Origin of the sequence: Trebonia sp. (assembly GCF_030042015.1) — a bacterium.
Taxonomy (GTDB): Bacteria; Actinomycetota; Actinomycetes; order Streptosporangiales; family Streptosporangiaceae; genus Trebonia.
This window is the reverse complement of the sequence record NZ_JASIAL010000087.1, coordinates 1-10,910: the sequence shown is the minus strand read 5'-3', so window position 1 is coordinate 10,910 and position 10,910 is coordinate 1. Positions and strand designations below refer to the sequence as shown.

Genomic DNA, 10,910 nt, shown 5'->3' with positions numbered 1-10,910 from the left:
TCCCTGGAACTGGAACTGCACATGCTGCGGGACAAGCTGCAGGCCAGGGCGCTGTCATAGCCGGCCCGCTCACGTGCCGTAAGGGGACGGTAATGCCGTGCGCGCTGCGGGCCGCCCTGCGCCGTGCCACCATGGCAGCGGCGGGCAGCCCGGACTCAAGCGCGGGAGCAGCGATGGCCGCCGTCACGGCATCAGCGCCCCTCCAGCGCGCCGGCCCGCGCCGACTCCGGCGCCCGCCGCGCGGCAGGGCACGGCGCGACGATGCGAACCCGCCGCTCCGGCCGCCGCCTCGCCCCGCCGCCCGGACGGTGACCGCAGTGCAAAAGGCGGGTGCCTCCGGCGGGGCCTCGGGCTCCAGGATGGGCCAGGGCCACGAGCCACCCGGCCCGCTGCGGCTGGGGCAGGGGGCGGGTCATCCCGTCACCGCCGGCCAGGCAGCGCCTAGCAGACCGGGCCGGGCCGGTCACGGTCGTTCGTCCGGCCGGGCGCTCCACCATGACCGGCCCGGCCCGGCCCGCTACCCCGGAGGGTGGCCGACGGTGACGGGATGACCCCCGGGGGGCGTGCCCGCGCACAAACCGCGCGGCCCCGCCCCCCGGAAAACCCCGACAGCCAGCGCGGAAAACCAGTCGGGAAAAGCAGGCGATAAACAATGGTGAGAGACAGGGGAAATGGTAATTCCCGGGAGTGAGCACGGTCCTGACCAGGAAGAACAGTCCAGTAATTCACGCGGGATAATCGATTCTGCGCGCATTATCAGCTATAATCTGGGTGAGGGGGAAAGGCCGGGCGGGATGAAAGTCCGGTACAAGATAAGGATCGTGACCGGGCCGCGCGCAAAAGAAGTAGACGCGCGGCAGGCACAGGTGATCAGGGAGGTCCTTCAATGGTCACGCCAGCACAGACAGCACCCCCGGGTAACCGCCGTGGCGGCCGAGCCGGTGCCGGTCGCCATCTTTGCCCGCACCTCCACGCTGGCCTTGCAGGACCCCGTCGCCTCGGTACGCCGGCAGATCCGCGCCTGCCAGCAGTGGCTGCCCCCCGGATGGTTCATCGCCGCCGTCTACTCCGACGTCGAATCGGGCGGCACCGACCTGGAAGCCCGCTCCCGCACCCAGTCCTGGCGGGTGCTCACCGACGCCGGGCTGCCGCGCGACGGCGGGATGGCCGACCTGCTGGCCGAGGCCGCCGACCCCGCCCCGCGGTTCGCGGCCGTTGTGTGCGAGGACATCGAGCGGTCGGCCCGGGACACGTTCAACGCCCTCAAGCTGGAGCGGGAACTGTCCCGGCAGGGCATCCCGCTGTTCGCCACCGACGAGCCGGCCGACATCGCCGGGATCAACCCGACCACCGTGCTGGTCCGCCGGGTCAAGCAGGGCGTCGCCGAGTGGTACCGGCTCCAGCTGCGCGACAAGGTGTGGAAAGGCCTCGTGGAGCACAGCCTGGACGGGTGGAACACCGGCACCCCGCCCTACGGGTACGCCGCCCAGCGCTGCCCGCACCCCAACCCGGCCAAGGCCGCCCAGGGACGCACCAAGACCCGGCTGGTCCCCGACCCGGCCACCGCCCCCGCCGTGGCCGCGATCTTCACCTGGCGGACCGTCGACAAGCTGGGCCTGCCGGCCATCGCCGCCCGGCTCGCCGCCGCCCCCGGCCTCTACCCGCCGCCGGGCGGGGCGGCCACCTGGGCGGCCAGCGGCGTGGACGCCATCGTGCGCAACCCCAAGTACACCGGGCACATGGTCTTCGGCCGCCGCCGCACCCGCGGCGGCCGCCGCGTCCCCGTCCCCCCGTCCGAATGGCTGTGGACACCGCAGCCCGTCCACCCCGCCCTGGTCGACCGCGACACCTGGCAGGCCGCCCAGGGCATCGGCGCCGAGCACGCCACCAGCCGCGACCCCGGCAGGGCCGGGCCGCCGCCGGCTGCCCGGTTCTACCCGTACCGGTCCCGCATCCGCTGCCGCGACTGCCGCCGCCGGATGACCGGCACCGCCAAAGGCGCCGCCCGGCACAACGTGTACTACCGGTGCCCGCACGACCCCGGCAACCCCCGCCACGCCGCCGCCAGCCCCGGCCACCCGGCCAGCGTCGCCGCGCCCGAACACCGCCTGGACGCCATCGTGGCCGCGTTCTTCCGCGACCGCATCTTCACCCCCGCCCGCACCGCCTACCTGGCCGGGCAGCTGCCCGCCACCGACGCCGACGCCGCCGCCCAAGCGGCCACGGCCGCCGCCGCCCTCCAAGCCCGCATCCGCAAGCTCGACACCGCCCAGAACGCCCAGATCACCGCCCTGGAACAGATCCCCGCCGGTCCCGCCAGCCCGGCCGCCGCCGCCCTCCGCGCCCGCATCATGGACCGGTTCGCCCAGCTCCACGGCCAGCGCACCCAGGCCGAAACCGAACTCACCGCCCTCACCCGGACCGCGCCCCGCCCGGCCGACCCGGCGCTGCTGGAGGAGATCCCCTACGCCGGCGACATCCTCCCGGCACTGCCGCCTGCCCTCAAGGCCCGGCTGTTCGCCGCCTTCGACCTCACCGTGCTGTGGAACAAGCCCGACGGCCAGGCAACCGTCCACGTCCAGATCACCGACCACACCCTCAATGCGCTGCCCGCCATCCTCAACCCCGGCCAGGACGGCTACCACGACACCCACCCCCAGCCCAAACCGACGGCACCGCCCCCATGGGGTCATTGACCCAGCCCGGGAGGCTTGGCGTTGTGGGCCCCACCGCCAAGCGGGTCCATGGCGGCCCCGGGCCGGCACGCCTCGGCAGTCACATGGGCCACTGGCTGAGCAGGCAACACAGCCAGCGCGGTGCGGAGGAAGCCGGGATCGTTCGGGATGATCGCCTTTGTCTTGTCAGGCGAGCACGTCGGCGACCGAGACGGCCTGGTAGCCGTGCGCCTGCGCCACCGGGGCGCTGGTCAGCTGTCCCTCGTGCGTGTTCAGGCCGCGGGCCAGGGCCGGGTCGGCGCGCAGCGCGTCGCGCCAGCCGCGGCTGGCGAGTTCGGCCGCGTAGGGGAGCGTCACGTTGGTGAGGGCGTAGGTCGACGTGTGCGGCACCGCGCCTGGCATGTTGGCGACGCAGTAGAACACGGAGTTGTGCACGCGGTATGTGGGGTCGGCGTGCGTCGTCGGGTGCGAGTCCTCGAAGCAGCCGCCCTGGTCGATGGAGATGTCGACGAGGACAGAACCCGGCTTCATCCGCCGGACCAGGTCGTTGCTGACCATCTTCGGGGCCTTGGCGCCGGGCACAAGCACCGCGCCGATCACCAGGTCGGCGTCGAGCACCGCGCGCTCGACCTCGTAGGCATTGGACGCGACGGTCTGGATGCGGCCCTGGTAGATCGCGTCGAGCTGGCGCAGCCTGGCGATGTTCTTGTCGAGGACCAGGACGTTGGCCTGCATGCCCGCGGCGATCGCGGCCGCGTTCTGGCCGGAGACGCCGGCGCCGATCACCGCGACCTTCGCCGCGTACGCGCCCGGCACGCCGCCCATGAGCACGCCGTTGCCGCCGCCCTGGCGCATCAGGTGGTAGGCGCCGACCTGCGGGGCGAGCCGGCCGGCGACCTCCGACATCGGGGCGAGCAGCGGCAGCGACCCGTCGGCGAGCTGGACGGTCTCGTAGGCCACGCCGGTGACGCCGGACTCGAGCAGCGCGTCGGTGCAGGCCTTGTCGGCGGCCAGGTGCAGGTAGGTGAACAGCACCTGGCCCTTGCGCATCCGGTCGTACTCCTCGGCGATGGGCTCCTTGACCTTGAGCACCAGGTCCGCCGCGGCCCATACCTCGTCGGGGTCCGGGATGATCGTGGCGCCAGCCGTCACGTAGGCGTCGTCACCGAGCTCCGAGCCCGCGCCGGCGTCCTTCTCCACGTAGACCTCGTGGCCGTGCCCGACAAGCTCCCGCACGCCGGCCGGCGTGATCGCGACACGGTACTCGTGGTTCTTGACCTCGCGAGGGATGCCGACCTTCATGACGGCCTGCCTTTCACGGACGCCTTTTAAGTTCTGTTAAGCCTACTTAATGATGCATCTTCATCGAAAAAATACCTAGAATTATGAATTTAATTCTGTATCATATGACTATGATGGATGGAACTTCGGCACAAGCCCCTCGTGCGGCGGGCCGGCCGAAGAGTGTTCGGCAACAGCCGCAAGCGCCGAAGATCGTTCGGCGCGAACGCGGCTCCGGCGCCGGCCGCGATGCCGGCCGGCTGGACGACACCGACCGGCGGATCGTGCTTGAACTGGCCCGCGACGCGCGGCTGCCCAACAACGTCCTCGCCGAGCGAGCCGGCATCGCCCCGTCGACCTGCCTGGGCCGGGTCCGCGCGCTGCGCGAGCGCGGGGTGATCCGCGGCTACCACGCCGATGTGGACCCGGCCGCGCTGGGGCGGTCCCTGCAGGCGATGATCGCGGTGCGGCTGCAGGCCAACGCCCGCGGCCACATCCGGGCCTTCGTGGCCGAAGTCGCACGGCTTTCCGAGGTGCTCAACGTCTACTTCCTCGGCGGCAAGGACGACTTCCTGCTGCACGTCGCGGCGGCCTCCACCGAAGACCTGCGCGACTTCGTCGAGAGCCTCAGCGCGAACGCGGACGTCGCCTACACCGAGACCTCGCTGATCTTCGAGCACGTCAGGGCCGCGACGGCGGGCTGACGACCGGCCGGACGGTCACGCACAAATTCCCCGCGGGCATTCCTGTGCGGATGCCCACTTCCCGTCTGCTAGCCTGCGGCCGATCATGGAAACACCCACCCGTGAGGTCGGCCAAGAGTCGGGGAAGAGAGGCAGGCGGCAATGCCATCTCCTGAGCGATACCGTGACGCGCTCGCGCGCGTCATCGAGGAAGTCGTAGCACCAGCTGCCGGAGAGGTCGACGCGACCGGCGAATTCCCGCGCAGGCAGCTCGACGCGCTCGCCGCGGCGGGCCTGCTGGCGCTGACCGTCCCCACCGAGTTCGGCGGCGGGGGTGCCGGGCTGCGGGAGGCGTCGTACGTCGTCCGTGAGCTCGGCGCGGTGTGCGGATCGACCGCGATGGTCGTGACCATGCACTACTCGGCGACCGCCGCGCTGGCGGCGGGCGGCGTGAAGGACGCGCTGACCGAGATCGCGGCCGGGCGGCACCTGTCGACGCTGGCGTTTTCCGAGTCCGGTTCCCGCAGCCATTTCTGGGCACCGCTCGGCACCGCGACGGCGGACGCCAGCGGCGACGTCCGGCTGAACGCCAGCAAGAGCTGGGTGACGTCGGCCGGCCAGGCCGACAGCTACGTCTGGTCGAGCCGGCCGCTCGCCGCCGACGGCCCGATGACGCTCTGGCTGGTGTCCGGCGACGCGGACGGCCTGACCGTGGTCGGCGCGTTCGACGGGCTTGGGCTGCGCGGCAACGCCTCGGCGCCGATGTCGGCCGTGAACGTGCGGGTGCCGCGCAGCGCGCTGATCGGCGAAGACGGCGCGGGCCTCGACCTCGCGCTGGCCGCCGTGCTGCCGGTCTTCCTGATCTGCAGCGCCTCGATGAGCGCGGGCCTGATGCGCCGCCTCGCCGAAGAGACGGCCGCCCACCTGCAGCGCACCCAGCTGCAGCACCTGGGCCAGTCGCTCGCGCAGCAGGTCCAGCCGCGCGCCCAGCTGGCACGGCTGCACATCGCGGCAGACCAGGCCTGGGCCCTCGTCGAGGACACGCTCAACGCCGTCGAGACCGGCCGCGCCGACGCGCAGCTCCTCGTGCTCGAGGTCAAGGCTGCGGCGGGCGAGGCGGCCGCGGACGCCGCCGACCTCGCCCTGCGCGCCTGTGGCGGGGCGGCCTTCCGCAAGGAGTCGCCGGTCGAGCGGCTGTTCCGCGACTCACGGGCGGCGCGGGTGATGGCGCCGACGACCGACGCGCTGCAGGACTTCATCGGCCGCGCGCTGTGCGGCCTGCCGCTGCTCGGGGACGTCACGTGAGCGACAGCGCGGCCCAGAGCAACGGCCTGCTGCTCGGCGCGGTCGCCTACGACCCCAAGGTCGTCACGATCTGGGACGGCTTCCGGACGTGGCTGCGCGAGCAGGGGCTTGACTTCGACTACGTCCTGTACTCGAACTACGAGCGCCAGGTCGAGGACCTTGTCGCGGGCCGGATCGGCGTGGCATGGAACTCACCGCTCGCCTGGGTGCGCGCCCGCCGTCTCGCCGACGCGGCCGGGGTGACGCCGACCCCGGTCACGATGCGCGACACAGACTGCGACCTGCGTTCGGTCGTCGTCGTACGCGCCGACTCCCCCGCGCAGTCACTGGCCGACCTGCGCGGCCGGGTTGTCGCGACCGGCGCCATCGACTCGCCCCAGTCGACCCTGCTGCCCCTGTCGCTGCTGCGTGCGGCGGGCCTGAACCCGGGCGCCCCGGGCGCCCCGGGCGCCTCTGGCGCCGACGTCTGGGTCCGCCGCTTCGACATCGGCGTCGGCCTGCACGGCGACCACATCGGCGGCGAGCGTGACGCGGCCCGCGCCCTGGTCGGCGCGGACCCGGGCGATCCCGGCCGCGTCGAGGCCGCCTGCATGATCGACTCCAACCTGCTGCTGTTCGCCAGGGAAGGCATCCTGCCGTCTAGCTCGGTGCGGGTGCTCGCGCAGACCCCGCCCTACGACCACTGCACGATGACCGCCGGCCCGGCCGCCGGCGAAACCAGCCTGGGCAGGTTCAAGGACCTCCTGCTCGGCATGGACTACGCCGACCCGGCGCTGCGCCCGCTGCTTGACCTGGAAGGGCTCAAGGAATGGCGCCCGCCGCGGCTAACCGGTTACGCGCAGCTCGAGCGCGCGGTCGACGAGTCCGGCTTCTACGACGCCAAGGGCGAGATCGGTGCGGTCGGCTACCGACCTTGAGGGCCTCGGCCTCGACCAGGGCGGTCACCTGCTCCTGTCCCGGGCGCTCGCCGGACTGCGGCCCGGCGACGAGCTAGCGGTCACCGGCCGTCATCCGGCATTGGGCATCCACCTCGCGGTCTGGTGCCGTGAGCACGGCCACCGTCTCGCCGCAGACAGCGACGGCGATGTCGGCCGCGGCAGCCACTGGGTGATCACCAAGGGCGCCGCGGGCGAGCGGCGCTGGGCGGACGCGCGCCGGGCAGGCAGGCCGGACGGCCCGCCCGAGGACCGCGCCGACCCCCGCTGGGGCCTGGCGGCGCGCGGCGCACTCGTCGAGGACGGCGGCCCGCCGATCGGGGCGCAGTGGACCGAACGCGAGCATGTCTGGGCCGACATCGCGCCGAAGCTGTACGCCGCGGCGGCCGCCAGCCAGTGGGACCCCGCGACCGCCGTCGACTGGTCGGCGCCGGTCGACGTCCCGCCCGAGATCGAGCGCGCGGTCGTGCAGATCATGACCTACCTCGTCGAGAACGAGCAGGCAGCGCTGATCATCCCGGCGCGCCTGCTCAGCCAGCTCCACCCGCACTTCCGCGAGGTGATGCAGCTGCTCGCCAGCCAGGCGGCCGACGAGGCGCGCCACGTCGAGGTGTTCACCCGGCGCGGCATGCTGACCGGCGGCCCGCTCGGCACCTCAAGCGCGGGCGGCCGCGCGTCGCTGCAGACCCTGCTCACCGAGCCCGACTTCACGACGGCAGGGTTCCTGCTCTCGGTGCTCGGCGAGGGCACGTTCGTCGACCTGCTCCGTTTCGTGCTAAGGTACGCCCCCGACCCCGTCACCGCGGACGTGGCCAGGCTCGCGCTGCGCGACGAGGCGCGGCACGTGGCGTTCGGTGTCGCGCACACCGCGCACGCGGCGCGCGCGGACCCGTCGTACCTGGGCGTGCTCAGGCAGGCCGTCGAGCGGCGGCACGCCGCGCTGCTCGACACCGCGGGCCTGAACGCCGAGGTCTTCGACTCCCTGGTGCTGCTCGCGGCCGGCTCGTGGGATCCCGTCGCGATCGGCCGGGGCTGGCAGGCGCTGCAGCAGCTCCAGCGGCAGATGGATGAGGGCCGCAGGCGCCGCCTGGCCTACATCGGGTTCCCCGATGACGAGGCCGCCGAGCTATCCGCCCTGCACACCCGTAACTTCATGTAGATGCTGCTGACTTACGGGCACGGGACAGATTCTTCCGAACGAACCGTGGCGACTCTCCGCGCCGCCGGCATCGCCTCCATCGTGGACATCCGCATCGCGCCGGGCAGCCGGCGCAATCCGCAGTTCGCCCTGGCCGCGCTGTCGGAGTGGCTGCCCGAGGCGGGCATCTCGTACCGCTGGGAGAAGCGCCTCGGCGGCTTCCGCAGGCCGGGCCCGGACAACCCGGACGTGGCGTGGCGCGAGGACATGTTCCGCGGCTACGCGCAGCACATGCGGTCGCCCGAGTTTGCCGCCGCCATCGACGCGGTGCTGGCCGAGGCGGCGTCCCGGCAGGTCGCCGTCATGTGCTCGGAGAGCCTGTGGTGGCGCTGCCACCGCCGTCTCGTCGCGGACTTCGCCTCGGCCGCCCGCGGTGTGCCTGTGCGGCATCTCATGCACGACGGGCGCGTCGAGGAGCACCGTCCCTCCCCCGGCCTGCGGGTGCGCGCAGACGGCCTGCTTGTCTATGACGCCGGCCAGGTCCCGCTGCTGTGACGAGCGGCGGCTTGATCAGATGACCCGCCGCGCCGAGTTCGGTGTCTTCACGTCTTGGTGGTCTTGACTGTCTTCAGCGACAGGAAGTCAGCCGAACCGAGGAGGCGGAGCGCCTGGCGTACCGGCAGGGGCACTCCCTGTCTGGTTTCGTCGCGGTAGACCCTCGGTTCCCCCGCGCGCAGCACGCGCCCGCGGGTGCGCAGTTCGCACCCGCCCGCCGCGAGGACGTTCTTGACCCAGTCCGTGTTCGGGCCGTAGGTGAGCGCGACGATGAAGCCGTCCTCGCTGCGGAACAGGTTGACCGGCGTCCGATACTCACGGCCGGAACGCCGGCCCTGGTGTATGACAAGACCAAGGCCGGGCATGCCGGGCGCGATGTGCTTGACGATCCGGTTCAGGCCGACCTTGTTCCACTGCGCCACCCGCTTCGGAATCGGCATGGCACCTCCCCTGGGGCACTGGCGCTAAGCCTAAGCGGTGGCCGGGGCCTAGCTGCCCAATCGCGGGCCCGTGACCGTCCTTGACGGCAAACTTCCCGGGCGAGATGCTGGTTTGCCGGGAGCATGGATCCCCGATCCATCAATCGCCTGGAGCGAGCGGCATGAATATCGAAATTCTCGTTCCTGATGAATGGACGCCAGGTCAGGCTCTGGCAGTACGCGCATTGCTGCAGCACGCGGTACTAACAGGCCAGCCAGTCATCGCTTTGGTCAGGAAAGACGTATCCCCGGACAAACTCGAAGAGATCTACGGCCGGATCAACGCGTTGATCGATGAGGCTGGGCTCCAGCCCGCTTAGCACTTTCAGCATCACGTGCGGCCCCAGGACGGTCACGTTTCGTAGACGGTCCGGTATGTCCCAGTAGCGTGATGTCTGGGAGGTTGGGGCATACCGTTCCCGTGTTACTCCATCATGGCGAGCCCGACGACGATGGCCTGCGCCACTGGCGAGGGATCGGTGCCGTCTACCGCGAACCCGTCAGCGGTATACACGGCTGGCTGGGCGATCATCCGCGGCCCGACCCCGCGGTGCGGCCAGGTCGCGGTGTGCACGATGAACGGGTGGCACAAGAAGACGTCCCCCGCCGCGCCGGTCGCGTGCGCGACCGGGAGGCACAGCGTCGACGGGCGCCAGAAGTCGGCGTCTCCACATGTGCCCTGCTCGCCGTGGGGCGCGAGGAACTCCGGAACGAACAGGTGCGAGCCGCAGATCAGCCGGGTCGGCGCGTCCTGCGGTTCCACGTCGGTGAACAAGAACAGCGCCAGCAGCCCGCGCGCCCGGGAGCGGATGTTGACCCAGTTGTCCTGCCCGTCAGGACCGCGGTAGCTCCCCTCAATGTGGAAGGCGGCATTCGCCCGGTCCTCCGACGGAAACCGCACCATCAGCGCCGCGCCGGGCCTGACCGGCGAATCCCACCGGCCCGGGCCGATCAGTTCGTCACAGGCCGCGGCCAGCTTTGGCGACGTCCCTGCGGCGGCGAACGGCCCGCCCTGCAGGTCATCGATCTCCACCAGCGGCGGCCAAGTCGACGGATCACCCCGGCGTACACCCAGCCGCTCCATCGACGCCCAGATCCGTTCCCTGCACGCCGCGACGGTCGCCGCATCAACGGCGCCGCGGATGACCACGTAGCCGTCCCGGATGAACCGGTCGACATCCACGAGGCCCAGTATGAGCGGGCCGCGGGCAGAGCGTCATCGGGTTTTCGCGGCAACGGTCACACGTCGTAGATGGTGGGCGTGGTGGTGTAGACACGGCCGGATGGGGTTGTCCAGCGCATGTGGCCTGGTTCGGGCTGTTCGAGCCTCCACCCCGGGGCCTGCTTGCACCGGTGGTGCCGGCGGCACAGCGGTGCCAGGCCGCATTCGCAGGTCAGCCCGTCCGGGTAGGGGCGGGTGTGGTCCAGGTCGCAGTGGTAGGCCTGCGCGCCGCAGCCGGGGGCCGAGCAGGTGGCGGTGCGGGCCCGGGTCAGGTGCTTGAGCGTGCGGCTGGGGGTGTAGCGGTCCTCGCGGTGCCGGTGGTCGCAGCTGCCGGCGGCGATCGGCTCGAAGGTGACGTTCAGCCGGCGCAGCAGGTCCGCGAGCTGTGCGGCCTGGCCTGGGGTGGGCCCGTCGCGCCCGCCGCCGGGGCCTGGCGGGCCGGGTGCGGGGGTCCAGGGGTGGCGGCCGACCGCGCAGCCGTGCGCGATCGCGGTGCCGTCGGGGCCGGTCAGCGTCAGGCACCAGCGGGTGCGGGGGTGCAGCGAGGCGGCGGTGACGGTGTCGCGGGTGTCGTCGCGGTCCAGCAGCCCCCACCCGCCGGCCTGGCCGGGGGCATTCGACCAGCCGAGCAGGGTGC

At 72.0% G+C, this 10,910-nt stretch carries 11 protein-coding genes; 7 read left to right on the top strand and 4 right to left on the bottom strand.

Annotated elements, in window-relative coordinates; genetic code table 11:
- Nucleotides 1-821: 821 nt before the first annotated feature.
- The gene (locus Q1N79_RS04300) at nt 822-2,696 is read left to right on the top strand and encodes a recombinase family protein (protein WP_300604692.1); all 1,875 of its coding nucleotides are present in this window, start codon (nt 822-824) and stop codon (nt 2,694-2,696) included.
- A gap of 165 nt (nt 2,697-2,861) precedes the next feature.
- Here Q1N79_RS04300 and ald read toward each other — a convergent pair whose 3' ends face one another.
- Nucleotides 2,862-3,977, bottom strand: a complete 1,116-nt coding sequence (ald, locus tag Q1N79_RS04295) for an alanine dehydrogenase (RefSeq protein ID WP_300604690.1) — start codon at nt 3,975-3,977, stop codon at nt 2,862-2,864.
- A gap of 110 nt (nt 3,978-4,087) precedes the next feature.
- Here ald and Q1N79_RS04290 point away from each other — a divergent pair, with 110 nt between their 5' ends.
- From Q1N79_RS04290 to Q1N79_RS04270, 5 genes are all read left to right on the top strand, one after another.
- A complete protein-coding gene (locus tag Q1N79_RS04290) occupies nt 4,088-4,660 on the top strand; it encodes an Lrp/AsnC family transcriptional regulator (protein ID WP_300604687.1) in 573 nt (190 codons plus the stop codon).
- 141 nt (nt 4,661-4,801) lie between these two features.
- Nucleotides 4,802-5,944 carry an acyl-CoA dehydrogenase family protein gene (locus Q1N79_RS04285; RefSeq protein WP_300604684.1) on the top strand — a complete coding sequence of 381 codons (1,143 nt, stop codon included), beginning with the start codon at nt 4,802-4,804 and terminating at the stop codon, nt 5,942-5,944.
- Nucleotides 5,941-6,861, top strand: a complete 921-nt coding sequence (locus tag Q1N79_RS04280) for a PhnD/SsuA/transferrin family substrate-binding protein (RefSeq protein ID WP_300604681.1) — start codon at nt 5,941-5,943, stop codon at nt 6,859-6,861. Before Q1N79_RS04285 ends, Q1N79_RS04280 begins: the two co-directional genes overlap by 4 nt.
- Complete coding sequence (locus Q1N79_RS04275) at nt 6,839-8,038, top strand: ferritin-like domain-containing protein (protein ID WP_300604678.1); 1,200 nt, start codon at nt 6,839-6,841, stop codon at nt 8,036-8,038. The genes Q1N79_RS04280 and Q1N79_RS04275 overlap by 23 nt, the downstream gene beginning before the upstream one ends.
- Nucleotides 8,039-8,572 (top strand): DUF488 family protein, encoded by a 534-nt coding sequence (locus Q1N79_RS04270; RefSeq protein WP_300604675.1) that lies wholly within the window; start codon nt 8,039-8,041, stop codon nt 8,570-8,572.
- A gap of 47 nt (nt 8,573-8,619) precedes the next feature.
- Here the strand turns inward: Q1N79_RS04270 and Q1N79_RS04265 are convergent, their stop codons facing one another.
- Complete coding sequence (locus Q1N79_RS04265) at nt 8,620-9,012, bottom strand: nitroreductase family deazaflavin-dependent oxidoreductase (RefSeq protein ID WP_300604672.1); 393 nt, start codon at nt 9,010-9,012, stop codon at nt 8,620-8,622.
- 161 nt (nt 9,013-9,173) lie between these two features.
- Here Q1N79_RS04265 and Q1N79_RS04260 point away from each other — a divergent pair, with 161 nt between their 5' ends.
- Nucleotides 9,174-9,371, top strand: a complete 198-nt coding sequence (locus Q1N79_RS04260) for a hypothetical protein (RefSeq protein ID WP_300604670.1) — start codon at nt 9,174-9,176, stop codon at nt 9,369-9,371.
- A gap of 104 nt (nt 9,372-9,475) precedes the next feature.
- Here the strand turns inward: Q1N79_RS04260 and Q1N79_RS04255 are convergent, their stop codons facing one another.
- Together Q1N79_RS04255 and Q1N79_RS04250 are read right to left on the bottom strand one after the other, a co-directional pair.
- A complete protein-coding gene (locus Q1N79_RS04255; RefSeq protein ID WP_300604667.1) occupies nt 9,476-10,234 on the bottom strand; it encodes a phytanoyl-CoA dioxygenase in 759 nt (252 codons plus the stop codon).
- A 56-nt stretch (nt 10,235-10,290) separates the two neighbouring features.
- On the bottom strand, nt 10,291-10,910 hold a 620-nt coding region (locus Q1N79_RS04250; protein ID WP_300604665.1), incomplete at its 5' end, for an HNH endonuclease signature motif containing protein.